This is a genomic window from Saccharopolyspora sp. NPDC003752 (genome assembly GCF_053605825.1).
This window is the reverse complement of sequence record NZ_JBSGJZ010000025.1, coordinates 68,832-83,914: the sequence shown is the minus strand read 5'-3', so window position 1 is coordinate 83,914 and position 15,083 is coordinate 68,832. Positions and strand designations below refer to the sequence as shown.

The 15,083-nt window shown below is 69.4% G+C and carries 15 protein-coding genes; 8 read left to right on the top strand and 7 right to left on the bottom strand.

What is annotated here, in order from left to right; genetic code table 11:
- Window positions 1–254: 254 nt before the first annotated feature.
- Entirely contained in the window at window positions 255–1,037 is a 783-nt protein-coding gene (locus ACWEV3_RS28320) for an NAD(P)-binding domain-containing protein (protein WP_452616799.1), read from the bottom strand.
- Window positions 1,034–1,180, bottom strand: coding sequence for a hypothetical protein (locus ACWEV3_RS28315; protein ID WP_452616798.1), 147 nt, complete (start codon window positions 1,178–1,180; stop codon window positions 1,034–1,036). Before ACWEV3_RS28315 ends, ACWEV3_RS28320 begins: the two co-directional genes overlap by 4 nt.
- Before the next feature lie 71 nt (window positions 1,181–1,251).
- Between ACWEV3_RS28315 and ACWEV3_RS28310 the strand changes: the two genes are divergently transcribed.
- The 4 genes from ACWEV3_RS28310 (at window position 1,252) to ACWEV3_RS28295 (ending at window position 4,505) form a co-directional block, all read left to right on the top strand.
- A complete protein-coding gene (locus ACWEV3_RS28310; RefSeq protein WP_452616797.1) occupies window positions 1,252–1,737 on the top strand; it encodes an Lrp/AsnC family transcriptional regulator in 486 nt (161 codons plus the stop codon).
- A 148-nt stretch (window positions 1,738–1,885) separates the two neighbouring features.
- Window positions 1,886–2,587 (top strand): type 1 glutamine amidotransferase domain-containing protein, encoded by a 702-nt coding sequence (locus ACWEV3_RS28305; RefSeq protein ID WP_452616796.1) that lies wholly within the window; start codon window positions 1,886–1,888, stop codon window positions 2,585–2,587.
- Between the two features lie 102 nt (window positions 2,588–2,689).
- Window positions 2,690–3,952, top strand: coding sequence for a VanZ family protein (locus ACWEV3_RS28300; protein ID WP_452616795.1), 1,263 nt, complete (start codon window positions 2,690–2,692; stop codon window positions 3,950–3,952).
- Window positions 3,953–4,034: 82 nt separating this feature from the next.
- The gene (locus ACWEV3_RS28295; RefSeq protein WP_452616794.1) at window positions 4,035–4,505 is read left to right on the top strand and encodes an Hsp20/alpha crystallin family protein; all 471 of its coding nucleotides are present in this window, start codon (window positions 4,035–4,037) and stop codon (window positions 4,503–4,505) included.
- A 130-nt stretch (window positions 4,506–4,635) separates the two neighbouring features.
- Here ACWEV3_RS28295 and ACWEV3_RS28290 read toward each other — a convergent pair whose 3' ends face one another.
- From ACWEV3_RS28290 to ACWEV3_RS28280, 3 genes are all read right to left on the bottom strand, one after another.
- The gene (locus ACWEV3_RS28290) at window positions 4,636–5,955 is read right to left on the bottom strand and encodes an MFS transporter (RefSeq protein ID WP_452616793.1); all 1,320 of its coding nucleotides are present in this window, start codon (window positions 5,953–5,955) and stop codon (window positions 4,636–4,638) included.
- 169 nt (window positions 5,956–6,124) lie between these two features.
- Window positions 6,125–7,957 (bottom strand): phosphoenolpyruvate carboxykinase (GTP), encoded by a 1,833-nt coding sequence (locus ACWEV3_RS28285; RefSeq protein ID WP_452616792.1) that lies wholly within the window; start codon window positions 7,955–7,957, stop codon window positions 6,125–6,127.
- 106 nt (window positions 7,958–8,063) lie between these two features.
- Window positions 8,064–8,282: a hypothetical protein gene (locus tag ACWEV3_RS28280; protein WP_452616791.1), complete on the bottom strand. Its 219-nt coding sequence runs from the start codon at window positions 8,280–8,282 to the stop codon at window positions 8,064–8,066.
- A 229-nt stretch (window positions 8,283–8,511) separates the two neighbouring features.
- Here ACWEV3_RS28280 and ACWEV3_RS28275 point away from each other — a divergent pair, with 229 nt between their 5' ends.
- The 3 genes from ACWEV3_RS28275 to pqqC all read left to right on the top strand — a co-directional run bounded on the left by ACWEV3_RS28275 (window position 8,512) and on the right by pqqC (window position 11,583).
- Window positions 8,512–8,976 carry an MSMEG_3727 family PQQ-associated protein gene (locus ACWEV3_RS28275; protein WP_452616790.1) on the top strand — a complete coding sequence of 155 codons (465 nt, stop codon included), beginning with the start codon at window positions 8,512–8,514 and terminating at the stop codon, window positions 8,974–8,976.
- A gap of 13 nt (window positions 8,977–8,989) precedes the next feature.
- Window positions 8,990–10,675: a PQQ-dependent dehydrogenase, methanol/ethanol family gene (locus ACWEV3_RS28270; RefSeq protein WP_452616789.1), complete on the top strand. Its 1,686-nt coding sequence runs from the start codon at window positions 8,990–8,992 to the stop codon at window positions 10,673–10,675.
- Window positions 10,676–10,893: 218 nt separating this feature from the next.
- Complete coding sequence (pqqC, locus tag ACWEV3_RS28265) at window positions 10,894–11,583, top strand: pyrroloquinoline-quinone synthase PqqC (protein WP_452616788.1); 690 nt, start codon at window positions 10,894–10,896, stop codon at window positions 11,581–11,583.
- A 3-nt stretch (window positions 11,584–11,586) separates the two neighbouring features.
- Here pqqC and ACWEV3_RS28260 read toward each other — a convergent pair whose 3' ends face one another.
- A complete protein-coding gene (locus ACWEV3_RS28260) occupies window positions 11,587–12,606 on the bottom strand; it encodes a sodium:calcium antiporter (RefSeq protein ID WP_452616787.1) in 1,020 nt (339 codons plus the stop codon).
- 343 nt (window positions 12,607–12,949) lie between these two features.
- On the opposite strand from ACWEV3_RS28260, the gene ACWEV3_RS28255 reads away from it, so the two are divergent.
- A complete protein-coding gene (locus ACWEV3_RS28255) occupies window positions 12,950–13,543 on the top strand; it encodes a protoglobin domain-containing protein (protein ID WP_452616786.1) in 594 nt (197 codons plus the stop codon).
- A gap of 27 nt (window positions 13,544–13,570) precedes the next feature.
- On the opposite strand, the gene ACWEV3_RS28250 is transcribed toward ACWEV3_RS28255, so the two are convergent.
- A complete protein-coding gene (locus ACWEV3_RS28250) occupies window positions 13,571–14,842 on the bottom strand; it encodes a C39 family peptidase (protein ID WP_452616785.1) in 1,272 nt (423 codons plus the stop codon).
- Between the last annotated feature and the right edge of the window lie 241 nt (window positions 14,843–15,083).

Below are 15,083 nucleotides of genomic sequence, written 5' to 3'. Positions count from 1 at the left end.
CGAATCCCCGCGGATCACAACGAACAGCTCCACCTTGCTACGGCGCGAGCTCCTCCCTTCAACTGCCACAGCACACGCGTCATCCTCCGATGATCTTGCTGGGGCCAGAACTTCCCAGAACCAATTCCCCGATCACGCCCGTGGGGCCACAACACATCCGGTCAAGCCCCGACCAATGCCGCGCACCCCAACAACTATTTAGGGGACACGCCCCAGTCGACGGCCCTCAAGGGGCGGTCGCGCGTGCCACCGGGCTAGTCCGCTCGTGCGGTGGCAACGCGTTGGCGGATGTGTTCGAGCGCCTGCCCGAGCGCGGCCCGGTTCTGCGGGTTGAACCACCTCGCTCGTAGGGCCTCGTTGTTGCCTCCGGGGGTTTCGTGTGCTCGACCGAGCTCGGGGAGGTCGGTGCGTTCATCGGCGAGGGCTGCGTTGACGCCCGAGAACATGCTGCGCACGTAGCCCTCCGCCGCGCGGGAATCCATGCCTTGCCGCGTGATCCAGCCGGCGATGGTGTCCAGGTAGTGCAGGTAGCTGGAGATCGACGCAGTTGCGGCGGAAAGCGCGTCGAAGACGGCGGGGTCCTGGGTCACGAGGGTGCCGCCGAGGCGGCTGAACAGTTCTTCCGCGACCGGATGTGCCGGATGCAGGGCGGTGATGCCCTGTTGTTGCCGCACAGCCGGTAGCGGGATCGAGCGGACTACCGCCACGTCGGCGTCGAGCTGCGCCCTCAGCGCCTCGACGGACCATCCCGCGACGGCGCTGATGAGAACTCGATCACCAGGTACGTGGAGTCCGGCGAGGGCCTCGCCCACATCATCGGGGCGGACGGTGAGGAGGATCAGCGGCGCCGCATCGATGACCGACTGGTTGTCCGCGCACACGCGAACGTTGGGGTGGCGACTTGCCAAGGCGTTCGCCGTCCGGGCGTTGCGCGGGGAGAGGTGGATCGCCGGGCCCTCCTCGGCCGTGGCGCTCAGCCCGTCCACGATGTCCTTCGCGATGGCTCCCGTGCCGATGATGCCGATGGGGCTGGTCATGGACGCTCCAGATGCAGGTGGTCGTGCACGGCCGCCGCGACCGCGGGTCGGGGATCGGCTCGGCCGAAGTTGCTCGATGAAGCGCAGACGACGGTGTCACCGGCGGGCACGCCGGTGAGTCGTCGGCGGTTGGACTGGATCACCGCGTGGACGCTACGCAACCGAATCCGGCATGCGCTTGCTTTGTTTGCGCTCCCGCGCAATATTTTTGCGCATGGGCCCCCGGAAGAGACCGCTGGACGAAATCGACACGCGGCTGCTGGACCTGCTGCAGCACGACGCGGACCAAACCCTCCGCGAGCTCGGGGACCAGGTCGGGCTATCGCCCAGCGCGGTCCAGCGCCGCATCACGCGCTACAAGTCCGCCGGGCTCCTGCGCACCGTCGCCGTCGTCAACACCGAGCACGCCCCGTCCTTGGCGCAGGCACTCGTCATGCTGACCCTGGTCGAGGAATCCCTCGACCACCACCGGCGCATCGCGGACCGGCTCCGGGCGCAGCCGGAGGTCCAGCAGTGCTACGCCCTCTCGGGCCGATGGGACTACGCCGTGCTGCTCACGGCCGCATCGATCCGAGACCTCAGGGACTTGAGCGACGACCTGTTCAAGAGCGACGACAACATTCGGCGGTACGACACGATGTTCATCCTCGACACGGTGCAGAGCGGCTCCGCGCTGCCGGGTGCGTTCCTGCTCCCCTGACCCCTCCGATCCGGAGCGGGAAACCGGGACGGGGATCGCGGTTCGCGACCGGGCTTTTCCGGGGCTAGCCTGGTTCTCGTCTTCGTTCGACTGCCGGTGATCGGGTTTTCGCCGGGGCGCGTCGGAAATTCGGGGGGATGATTCGGAAATGGCCAGGAAGAACAGGATCCTCATCGTCGTCACGAATGTTCCGGAGTACCGGAAGGTCGGGATGCGGACCGGTTTGTGGCTCGGGGAGCTGACGCATTTCTGGGACGTCGCCGAACGGGCCGGTTTCGAGATGGACATAGCGAGTCCGGCGGGCGGGATGGTCCCGCTGGATCCGGAAAGCCTGTCGCACGAAGTCCTGTCCGAACTCGGTACCGAGCGGCACTACCGGGACCGGGAGTTCATGGATCTCCTGGAGGACACGAAGCGGATTTCCGAGGTCGACTTCGACGACTACGACGCGATCTACCTGACCGGCGGGCACGGCGTCATGTTCGACTTCCCGCAGAGCGCCGACCTGGAGGGCCTGATGGCCCGGTTCTACGAGGCGGGCAAGGTGGTCTCCACCGTCTGCCACGGCGCGACGGGCCTGCTCAACGTCCAGCTCTCCAGCGGCGAACCGCTGATCAAGGGCAAGCGCGTCACCGGCTTCTCGTGGCCGGAAGAGGAATTGGCGAATCGCGCCGACGCCGTGCCGTACAACCTCCAGGAAGAACTCGCGAAGCTCGGCGCCGATTACCGCACCGCGGACGAACCGTTCGAGTCCTACGTCGTCGAGGACGGCCGGCTGATCACCGGCCAGAACCCGGGCAGCGCCAAAGCCGTCGGCGAGGCGGTGGTCCGGCAACTGGCCGCGGTGTGACGCCGGAAACGTTTCGACCGGCCGGTGACCTCGGTCACCGGGACTTCCGGGCCGAATATCACGATTTGACCCGTCATTCCGCTTCCGGAAATGATGTGCGTCGTGCCCAGCGCTTATCTGCTGCCGATCAAAACTGCGTTGATCGTCTTCCCACTGCTCGCCCTGGTGTTGTTCGTGCCCGCGGCGGTGGTGACCTACCGCCGGCACGGTGTCATGACCAGTTGGCGGTCGCTGTCCTTCTACAGCTTCCTGTTCTACTCGCTCACCGCGTTCTTCATGACCGTCGTGCCGCTGCCCGGCCCGTCGGTCGACGTGTGCGCGAAGTACCCCAGGGTCGCGCATCCGCAGCTGGTGCCCGGCAACACCTTCGCCGACATCTGGAAGGAGGCGGAGGGGCAGGTCACCCTGAGCGCGCTGGTGATCCACAACCCGGCGGTGCTGGAGACCCTGCTGAACCTGCTCCTGCTGCTCCCGCTGGGCGTCTACCTGCGCTTCCACTTCAGGCTGAACGTCGTCGCAGCCTCGGCGATCGGCCTCGGCGCCTCGCTGTTCTTCGAGTTCACCCAGCTTTCCGGCCTGTGGGGCGTCTACGAGTGCCCGTACCGGCTGTTCGATGTGGACGATCTCATCGCCAACACCGGCGGGGCCGTGATCGGCTGGGTCGTCGCGGGGCCGCTGACCCGCTGGCTGCCGACCCTGGACAACCTGGACGACGCGGCGCTGGCACGACGTCCGGTGCCGCTGGGCAGGCGGTTCCTGGCGCTGCTGATCGACCTGTGCGCGCTGCCGTTCGTCATGCTGTTCACGACCCTGTTCTGCATGGTGGTCTTCGACTCGTCCAGCTGGCTGCTCGGCATGGCGCTGGCCGTGGCGCTCTGGTTCGTGCTGCTGCCCTGGTGGCTGGGCGGCACGCCGGGCAAGAGGCTGCTGCTGCTCAAGATGGTCGGCCCGGACGGCAAGCAGCCCGAGCTGTGGCGGCTGCTGCTGCGGGCCGTGGTGCTGGCCATCCCGCTGCTGCCGATCCCGGTGGTCATGGGCATGGCGGTGCTGGTCACCGTCGCGGCGCTGTTCCGCGTGATGGGGGCCGGCCTGGACCGCTTGTCCGAGGCGCCGTCGTTGGCGCTGGACCTGATCAGAGGGGACCACGTCGTGGAACTGCTGGTGGTCGCCGCGATGTTCGGGCTGGTCTGCCTGCTGCCCGTCGTGTTCTTCGTCGCCCTGTGGCGCCACCCCGAGCACCACGGCCTGCACGAGCGGTTCTCCGGGGTCAGCAACCTCGCCCTGCCGCACAAGCGCGCACGCACTCCGCAGCCCGACACCGACGCCGGCACCGATGCCGAGGAGACGACGGCGATCGAGCGCTGACGGCCGTCCGCGGGCGGTTTGGTGCCGCCGCGCCGGCGGGTAGGCCGAGGTCGGAACGCACGTGTGGTGGGGAGGGATCGGCATGGCTGAGCGGATGCCCGCCCGGCGCGGCGAACGCCGGGAGTGGGGTGGGGCGCCGGATGCGTGGCAGGAGCCGTTCCGCGAGCTGGAGGAGCTCTGGGACCGCATGGGGCAGCTCTTCGACCCCGGGTGGGCCATGACGCGGACCGGCGTCGCATGGCAGCCGATGGTCGACGTGGAGGAGACCGAGAACGCCTACCTGTTCGATGTGGACCTGCCCGGCGTGGCGCGGGACGACATCACGGTCGAGGTCCGCGGCCAGGAGTTGTGGATCACGGGCGAGCTGAAGGAGAAGGAGCGTACCGGGGTGCTGCGGCGCAAGATGCGGCGCACCGGGAGCTTCTCGTTCCGCGGCAGCCTGCCCAGCGAGGTCGACGCGGACGAGATCGAGGCCAACCTCGTGGACGGCGTGCTCTCGGTGAAGGTGCCCAAGAGCAAGGAGAGCACCTCGCGCCGCATCGAGATCAAGTGACCCGGCGTCTACATCGGACTGATTCCTTCCGGGCACCGCAACGTTCTGGCTCCACGAGAATTCTGCGGGCCACCGCTCGCCGCCGAGTTCGCGCTTCAGGATCGCGAGTCCTGCGCGGACATCCGACCGGTCATGCCTCCATGTGGTGCGGGTCGGGTTGCGCGGCCGCGGCGGGAGGCGTCGACCGGCGGGGCATCAGCAGCAGCGCGATCAGCGAGATGACCGAGCAGAGCACGATGTACCAGCTGATCCCGGTGCTGGAGCCGGTGGACTGCAGGAGCGCCGCGGCGATCAGCGGTGCGGGGCCGCCGGCGATGACCGAGGCGAGCTGGTAGCCGAGGCCGGCGCCGCTGTAGCGGATGTTGGTGCCGAAGCTCTCCGCGATCAGCGCCGCCTGCGGGCCGTACATGACGGCGTGGACGATCAGGGACACGACGATCGCCAGCAGCACCAGGCCCGAGGACCTGGTGTCCAGCAGGGCGAAGTACGGGAAGGCGTACAGGCCGGCGCACACGATGCCGATGCCGTAGACGAGCCGGCGGCCGAAGAGGTCCGACAGGTGGCCGAACAGCGGAACGCTGATCAGGCCGACCGCGGCCGCGACCAGCGTGGCGTTGAGCAGCTCGCTGCGCGGCATTTCCAGGTGCTTCGTGCCGTAGGTCAGCACGAACGTGATGAACAGGTAGAACGGCGCCTGCTCGGCCAGCCGCACGAACGCGGAGGTGAGGATCTCCCTCGGGTGCTTCCGGATCGCGGCCCACACCGGCTGCCGCTCGACCGCCTGCTGCCGCTTGACCTCGGCGAAGTCGGGGCTCTCCAGCACCCGCATCCGCACCCACAGACCGACCGCGATCAGGACGACGCTGAGCAGGAACGGCACCCGCCAGCCCCAGGTCTCGAACGCGTCGCCGGTCGCCGCGCTGGACACCCCCACCGCGGCGGTGGACAGCAGCAGCCCGAGCGGCACGCCGACGTGCGGCAGGCTCGCCATCAGGCCGCGGCGGGACGCGGAGCCCCATTCCATGGACATCAGCACCGAACCGCCCCACTCGCCGCCGACGCCGATGCCCTGCGCGATGCGCAGCACGACCAGCAGCACGGGTGCGACGAAGCCCAGCGGGGCGTACCCGGGCAGCACGCCGATGAGCACCGTGGCGATGCCCATGACCAGCAGCGTGGTGACCAGGGTGGCCTTGCGGCCGATCCGGTCGCCGTAGTGCCCGAAGATCGCGGCGCCGACCGGGCGCGCGGCGAAGCCCACGAACAAGGTGCTGAACGATTCGAGCACGCCGGCGCTGGGGGAACTGCCCGGGAAGAAGATCTTGGGGAACACCAGGGCGGCGACGGTCCCGTAGAGGAAGAAGTCGTACCACTCGATCGTCGTGCCGACCGTGCTGGCGATGACGGCGCGGCGGCGGTGCGTCCGATGGGAATCGGTGCCCTTCGACATGGCGAGCCTCCATTGGCCGAGCCACTCAACCAACTTTGGATCGAAAGCCTGCAATCCCGCACCCGGACTGTCAAGTACGCCGAAGACCCGTATCCGACTCGTTGCGATCGGGGACCCCCGCGCCGGCGGCGCGGAGGTGCGCGAGTGTCCTCAGTGGATCAGTGGCGCGTCAGCTCCCGGCCAGGCGGTCGCGGAGCCCGGCCAGCTGCTCCTGGAGGGTGCGGGGGAGCCTTTCGCCGATGGTGGCGAACCACTCTTCGATCAGCGGGAGTTCGGCCCGCCACTCCGCCGCGTCGACCGCGAGCGCCGCCGCCACGTCGGCCGGGTCGGTGGAGAGCCCGGTCAGGTCGAGGTCGGCCGCCGCCGGGACCAGGCCGATCGGGGTCTCCGCGGCGTTCGCGGTGCCCTCGACGCGGCCGACGATCCACGCCAGGACCCGCGAGTTCTCCCGGAACCCCGGCCACAGGAAGCGGCGGTCCGCGCCGCGGCGGAACCAGTTGACGTGGAAGATCTTGGGCAGCTTCGCCGGCTCGGCCCGCGCGCCGGTGGTCAGCCAGTGCCCGAAGTAGTCGCCGGCGTGGTAGCCCATGAAGGGCAGCATCGCCATCGGGTCGCGGCGGACGACGCCGACCTCGCCGGTGGCGGCGGCGGTGGTCTCCGAGGACAGGGTGGCGCCCATGAACACCCCGTGCGTCCAGTCGCGCGACTCGGTGACCAGCGGAATCGTGGTGGCCCGGCGGCCGCCGAAGAGGATCGCCGAGATCGGCACGCCCGCGGGGTCGTTCCACTCCGGGGCGACGATCGGGCACTGCTCGATGGGGGTGCAGAACCGGGAGTTGGGGTGGGCGGCCGGCTCGCCGCCGCCCGGCGTCCAGTCGCGGCGTCGCCAGTCGGTCAGGTGCGCCGGGGGCTGCTTGGTCATGCCCTCCCACCAGACGTCGCCGTCGTCGGTGAGCGCGACGTTGGTGAAGATGGTGTTGCCCTGCTCGATGGTCCGCATGGCCACCGGATTGGTGTGGTAGCCGGTGCCCGGGGCGACGCCGAAGAACCCGAACTCGGGGTTGACCGCGCGGAGCCGGCCGTCGTCGCCGAAGCGCATCCAGGCGATGTCGTCGCCGAGCGTTTCGGCCGTCCAGCCGGGCACGGTGGGCTGCAGCATCGCCAGGTTCGTCTTGCCGCACGCGCTGGGGAACGCCGCGGCGATGTAGTGGACGGTGCCGTGCGGCGACGTCAGCTTGAGGATGAGCATGTGCTCGGCCAGCCAGCCCTCGTCGCGGGCCATCGCCGAGGCGATGCGCAGCGAGTAGCACTTCTTGCCCAGCAGCGAGTTGCCGCCGTAGCCGGAGCCGAAGCTCCAGATCGTCCGCTCCTCGGGGAAGTGGCTGATGTACTTCGTCGGGTTGCAGGGCCACGGCACGTCGGCCCGGCCCGGGTCCAGCGGCGCCCCTACGGAGTGCAGGGCCTTGACGAACTCGCGTTCGCCGCCGTCGCGACCGATGAACTTCTCCAGCGCCCCGGTGCCCATCCGGGTCATCACGCGCATCGAGAGCACCACGTAGGCGGAGTCGGTGATCTCCACGCCCAGCTTGGGGGCCTCGGCGTCCAGCGGGCCCATGCAGAACGGGATCACGTACAGGGTGCGACCGCGCATGCAGCCCCGGTAGAGCTCCGCCATGGTCGACTTCATCGCCGCCGGGTCCATCCAGTTGTTGGTCGGCCCGGCGTCCTCCTCGCGCCGCGAGCAGATGAAGGTGCGGTCCTCCACGCGCGCGACATCGCCGGGGTCGGAGGCGGCCCAGAACGAATTCGGCTTCGCCGCCAACCGCACCAGGGTGCCCGCCGCGACGAGCTCGGTGGTCAGCCGGCGCCACTCCTCGTCGCTGCCGTCGCACCACACCACCTGCTGCGGGGTCGTCAGTTCGGCCACTTCCCGCACCCACGCCACGAGGGCCCGGTGGGTGGTCGGTGCCTGGTCCAGGCCGGGGATCGCGGTGGTGGTCATCGTGATTCTCCTTGCGGCGGCGCGATAGTGCACTGTGGACGATGGCGCCCGCCGTCGGTGCCCAGGTCGTCCAGCGGTCGACGCCACCGGTTCCGGGCCTTCGCGGTCATCGTCCCCACAGCTCGTCGAAGCTCCGCGGAACGGCGCTTTCATCATCTGCGCGCTCGGCGAACATCGCAAATGCTCCGGTCGCACCCGCGTTCGCCTCGCCCGCCGCACCCGTCACGGTCGTGCGGCTGATCGTTTTCCCTTGCGCGGCAATGCGTTTCCGCTCGTCGGATCGGCTTACGAAAGTCGCTGCGGCAGAGCTATCCTGCACCTGCAATGGGATCCACGCGACGGGGAGGTGTCGGGTGGCCCAGGCGAGGCCGGCGCATGCCGGTTGCGCGAGGCAACCGGCGTCGAAGGCCCTGCGGCATTTCCCGGCCGCCCCGTTCGTCCGGCGCGCCTTCGCGCCTTCCGGGAACTTATCGACGGCGGTCGATCCTGCGCTGGGGGTCCGCCACCGTGAACCGGGTGCACGGGCGTTGCCTCGGGGCTAGGAGGTGAATGCGATGGCGACCGCCTCAGGGGAGCTGTCGGCACTGGTGAGCGAACTCGGGTTGGACAAGCAGAACGGCGCGTCGCTGGGGCGGCTGGTCGCCCACGGTGGCCTCGGGCACGCGGAGGAGGACGCCGACGGCCGCATGCACGCGCGGGTCCGGATCCCGCCCGACGAACTGATCTGGGATCCGTCGATCCTCGTCCTGCCGCACGGCGGTGACCTCGAACTGGAGATCATCAACGACGACCAGAACACGCACTGCGCGCTGCTGCCGAGCAACGGCGACCGGCAGTTCATCTGGTTGCCGGTCCAGTCGCGCGGCACGGCGAGCCTCAACCTCGACGGCCCGGGCTACTACTGGTACACGTCCCCCATCGGCAACGACGAGGGCCGCGGCCTGGTCGGCGTGATCGCCGTCCTCGGCGACGTTCCGGAGCACGCCCGCCTCGACCGCCCGGCCCAGCCACGACCCTAGGAAGGAGCGGGTGATGGCGGAATACGTGCAGGCAGGGCATGCCGTGAGCCAGGCGTCGCTGAGCGGCCTGGCCGGGACTGCGCCGCCGGTGGTCCAGAACGTCACGTACGAGCGCATTCTCGAGGCCCGCTCGGAGCCGCAGAACTGGCTCACCTACTACGGCGCCTACGACGGCCAGCGGTACAGCCCGCTGGACCAGATCAACGCGGAGAACGTCCGGCGCCTCGTCCCGGCCTGGGTCTTCCAGTCCGGCTCGGCGGGGATGCACGCGGGCGCGTCGACCTACTCCTTCGAGGCCGCCCCGATCGTCGTGGACGGTGTCATGTTCGTCTCCGGCTGGGACGGCTGGGCCTGGGCGCTGGACGCCCGGACCGGGGAGGAGCTGTGGCGGTACAAGCACGAGGTCCCGTACGACACGTCGCTTTGCTGCGGCAACGTGAACCGCGGGGTCGCGGTCGCGAAGGGGAAGGTCTTCTTGGTGACCCCGAACGCCCACCTGCTCGCGCTCGACGCCACCAACGGCAGGTGCGTCTGGGACGCGACCTACGGCGACGTGCGGGCGGGGGAGAGCGCGACGCTCGCCCCGCTGGTGGTGAAGGACCTGGTCGTCGTCGGCAGCTCCGGCGGCGAGTTCGGCGTGCGCGGCCACATCGACGCCTTCGAGCTGGAGACCGGGCGGCACGTCTGGCGGACCTACACGGTGCCGAAGCCGGGCGAGCCGGGCTCCGAGACCTGGCCGGACGGCCCGGCCTGGACGCGCGGCGGCGGGAACTGCTGGGTCACCGGCAGCTACGACCCGGAGCTGAACCTCATGTACTGGGGGACCGGCAACCCGGCGCCGGACTTCGACGGCGCCGTCCGCGAGGGCGACAACCTCTACACCGACAGCGTCATCGCGGTGAACCCGGACAACGGTGAAATCCGCTGGCACTACCAGTACAACCCGCACGACCTGTGGGACTACGACAGCACGATGGAGCACATCCTGTTCGAGCTGGAAGGCCGGAAGCTGCTGGCCCACTTCGACAAGAACGGGTACTTCTTCGTCCTCGACCGCACGAACGGCGAACTGGTCCGGGTGGCACCGTTCGTGGACCGGATCACCTGGGGCGAGATCGACCCCGATGGCAAGGTGACCCCGAAGATCTACCCGGACGCGGAGGGGGTGGAGGTCCGCTTCTGGCCGGGACCGGCCGGCGGCAAGGAATGGACGCACGCGGCCTACAGCCCGCGGACGGAGCTGTTCTACGTGCCGGTGCAGGACGTCGGAGCCCTGGTCACGCGGCGGCGCAGGGAGTTCAAGGAGAGCATCCCCTACTGGGGTGCGAGCGTGACGGTGGATTCCGGTGACATGGCGGGCTCGGTGTCGGCCTTCGACCCGGCCACCGGCCGGGAGGCGTGGCGCTGGCGCAACGACGTGCCCATGTGCGGATCCGTGCTCGCCACCGGCGGCGACGTGGTCTTCGCCGGGGAACCGACCGGGGAGTTCAACGCGTTCGACGCGCGCAGTGGCGAGCTGCTGTGGCAGTTCCAGACGGGCAGCGGCCACCACAGCAACCCGACGACCTACAGCGTCGACGGCAGGCAGTTCGTCGCGGTGCCGGTCGGCTGGGGCGCGTGGGTCGAGGGATTCCTGCCGGGGATGCTGGGAGCCCCGCACGGCGACGCCCTCTTCGCCTTCGCACTACCGCAGGACTAAAAAGAGAGTGTTTCGAAATTGGTTTGCGTGGCGGTGCGGGTGGCGGAACCTCAGATGCCCCCTCGCTGTGGGATCCCCGATATCATGAATGCCAATTCACCACTTCGGGGCTGTCCTCGCGAGGAGCCATCTGAGAACCCGCGGCGGTGCGAGTTGAGTCCCGCACCGCAAGCGGCTATCGCCGCTTATAAGACACGACCAAGCGGCCCGGAGTGGTAGTGGCCGTGACTACGGACGTCGACGGCTTCACCGCCGCGCTGCGCGCCCAGGCGCAGCGCTACCACGACCAGCACCCGTTCCACATCAGGATGAACGCGGGTCTGCTGGGGCGGCAGCAGATCCGGGGATGGGTGGCGAACCGCTTCTACTACCAGGAGAACATCCCCCGCAAGGACGCCGCCATCCTCGCCAACTGCCCTGACCGCGAGGTCCGGCGCCGCTGGGTCCGGCGCATCCTCGACCACGACGGCACGGCGGGCGGGGAAGGCGGCATCGAGGCGTGGCTGCGCCTGGCCGAGGCGGTGGGGCTGAGCCGCGAGGAGGTGCGGTCCGAGCGCCATCTCGTCCCCGGGGTGCGGTTCGCGGTGGACGCGTACGTCACCTTCGCCCGCACGCGGCCGTGGACCGAGGCGGTGGCGTCCTCGCTGACCGAGCTCTTCGCGCCCGATCTGATGTCCGAGCGCCTCGCCGCGTTCGAGCGCTGCTACCCCTGGATCGACCGCGACGGCCTCGGCTACTTCCGCGACCGCCTGACCCAGGCCCCGCGCGACGCCGAACACGCCCTGCGGGTGGTGGTCGAACGCTGCCGGTCCGCCGACGAGCAGGCGCGCGCCGTGGCGGCGCTTTCGTTCAAGTGCGACGTGCTCTGGAGCATCCTCGACGCCATCGACCACGCCTACCCGGACTGACCGTCACGACTCGACCGGAACGCCACCGAACACGGCGAAGCTGACGGCCCAGTACGCGGCGTAGCAACCGAGCAGCGCGAAACCGTGCCACCGCTTCAACCGGCCGGTGTGCAGGAAGTACGCGGCGAGGACGGTCATGGCGACGAGCACCGGCAGGTGCCACCGGAGCACGTCCGGGCCGACCGTGATGCTGCCGCCCGAGAGCACGATGATGCCGAGCTTCGCCGTGACCGAGAAGACGAGGCTCCCGATGACGTTCCCGATCCCGATCGCCGGCACGCCCTTGCGGATCGGCTCCACGGTGAGGAAGAGGTCCTCGATGGTCAGCACGACGGTGACGATGGTCGCGCCGAACACGGTGCCCGCGATCCCGTAGTCCTGGAGGATGTCCTTGGTGCCGGTGCTCATCGCCGCGGCGCCGACGACGAGCCCGGCGAGAGCGAGCACCGCCAGCCCGAGGTTGGCCCAGCCGGGCCGTTTGCGGGCCGCGGCGAACGGGATCTCGGCGGAGAAGGATTCCCCGCTCGGCCGGGCGTTTCCCTCCGCCGGTTCGCCGCACACCTCGGTGTTGCGGAACGTCGGCGTTTCCCGCCGGAATTCCTGCACGAGGATGTAGCCGAGGAACAGCGCGAAGAGCCCGAGCAGCAGCACTCCCTGGACGGCCGTGAGCGGCGCGGTCAGCGCGAACGCGGCCAGCACCAGCGGCGCGGCCGCGAAGATGGCGAGGTAATCGCGCGGGACGCGCACCGCGGCGGGAGTGATGATCGCGGCGAGCGCGAGCACGATTCCGGTGAACGAGATCGCGGTCCCGAGCACGAGCCCGAGCGAAACGTCCTCGAGGTCTTCGAGGTTCAGCGCGACGCCGAGCACGATGTCGTCGAACTCGATGCCGGTGAAGACGACGGCGAGGAAGAACACCGAGATGCTGAGCCGGGAAGCGGCGCCGGCGAGGTACCCGATGAGCTTCTCGGCGCTGCAGATCAACAGCACCGCCCCGGCGACGAAGAGGAATGTCGAGGCCATGACGGAAAGCGCCTCCTCACCCCACCGGAGCTGCCGCGTCACCCGCCGAATCCAGTCCAACACGTCCGCCTGCGCCTGGAAAGTCGAGCGGACTCGAACTGCCGGTCGAGGAGTGCGACGTTTCCGCAGGCAGAAGGCCGTGAGCGCGTTGGAAGGCCGTCACAAGATCCGAAGTGGACGATCTTCGCCCGTGCGTGCGGCTCTCGGCCGGCAACATTGTCCACTGTGGAGTACGAAGTGCACCGACCCGGTGCCGCGCAGGTCTCCGGCTGCGGTGAGGACATGGGGCGCTGGGATCCGGGTATTCCCAGGGCGATGGGTTGTCGACGACAGGGAGCATCCGATGGGCACCGCGCACCGCATTCCCGGCTACACGTACGGCGAGCCGCAGGTCGAGCACTCGCCGGTCACGATCGCCGAGCTGGACGCGCTGAAGGAGACGCTGCTGTGGACCGACTCGGACGACGAGGCGCTGCGCATGGCCGGTGACGTCCTCGCCGACCAGGTCGGCGACGTCGTGGCCACCTGGTACGACTACGTCGCCGCGCATCCGCACCTGGTCGCCTACTTCGGGCCTCCCGGCGGCGCGCCGGACTCGGAGTACCTGGAGCGGGTCCGCGCGCGGTTCGAGCAGTGGATCCTCGACACCTGCAGGCGCCCGTACGACGGCGTCTGGCTCGACTACCAGCAAGAGATCGCGCTGCGCCACACCCCGGCGAAGAAGGACCAGACCGACCACGTCGATGCGGTCGACCGGGTGCCGCTTCACTACATCATCGCCTTCATCTACCCGATCACGGCAACGATCCGGCCGTTCTTGAGCGCGAAGGGACACGGCGAAGAAGACGTCGAACGCATGTACCAGGCCTGGTTCAAGGCAGTGACGCTGCAGGTCGCGTTGTGGAGCCGCCCGTACGCGCGCGAAGGCGACTGGTGAACCTCCGGATCTTCCTGAGCCTGCACGTCATCCCGCGGGGGCGTGGCCGGGCGGGGCGATGATGTAGGCGATGCCGCCGGGGGCGTCGGCGACCTTGCCGGCGGCGTCGCGGCGTTTCGTGCGCTGCCAGACGTTCTCGAATTGGGCGCGGGGGTAGATCGTGCGGACCGCCGAGTTGTCGGAGGAGGCGGGATCGTTGGCGATGACGTCCCCGTCGGCGGTGAACCCGACGATGACCATGATGTGGCCGTCGGTGTCGTAGCCCGCGCCGTCGAGCTCGTCGGCGCGGAAGGATTGCGACGTGATCACGGGAATGCCGTTGCGGATGTATCGTTCCGCGTCGGCCAGCGAGGGCAGCCGGGTGATGTGCGCCTCCAGCCCGTAGGTGGCCGCGTACGCGGTGTTGAACGGCCAGTTCCCGGTGCCGTCGTAGGCGTAGTCGTAGGTCTGGCGCGCGGCGTGCTCGACGGCGGGATCGGGGTGCTGCGGATCGACCCAGGCCAGCTCCTGCGCGGACGGTCCCCTGCCCCAGTATTCGATGACCATCTCCGTCGACGTGGGGCTGCACCACGCCTCGCCGCCACCGCCGTACTGCGGATAGTGTCCACTGTGGATGTTCTGGGAATAGCGCGGCACCGGGAGTTCGACGCCCCAGGCGCCGCCGGGCCCGGAGGTGGGCACCTCGAACCGGTCCGGGACCGCCGACGCCATCGCGCCGACCATCGACAGCTCCGGCGAGGCCGGAGTGCCGGTGGCGCGGTAGAGCGTGGCGCGGAGCTGGTACTCGGACAGCGTCGTCCCAGGGCCGGCGGTGAAGGTGTCGACGTTGACGGTGCCGTCGGCGTCGGACTGGCCGTCGACGCTCGTGCGGTGGATGTCGGCATCGCCGGACGCCCACCGGCCCAGCACGTACCAGCCGGTTTGCGCGCCCGTGCCGGTCCGGCCCCGCATCTCCACCTGCAGCCAGGTCCCGGGCGGGGTGGCCGCGTTCCAGGACGCGACCAGTTGGGTCGCCGCGAAGCCGATGCGGTGCGGCGGGGACGTCCACCGCGCGTACTCGTACTCGCGCGTCGTGCCCCCTTCGGCGGCGGGATGCCCGATGCTGCCGATCGGCTGATCGATGCGGATGCCCGCCCCGTCGCCGCGGATGCCTTCGGCGTTGCCGGACTGGAAGTCCGCCGCGGAACGCCACCGGTGGAAGTCGATGGCGGACCGCTCGTCGACCGGCGCGGGTTGCGAGCAGGAGACCGCGGTCGACGCCAGCACCCCGACGAGCCAGATCTTTCCCGGATTTCGCATCGGACACCTCAAATCGGCACCGCCCGCGCGGTTCGCTTCGATCCTTCGGAGTGTAGGTTTCCGGTCCGGCGCCGACCATGAGACGTTCGGTGGTGGGGCGAACGCGGAGCGTGATCGCGATTTGTTAGGGTGCGAACCGCCGGTGAGGGCGGGATAGGCCGGAAAGCGCACCTGGGGATTCTTGAGCCCGCTAGTCCGGGTCCCGGCCGAATCCGACTGCTGTCGTCAACGGTGCTCAACC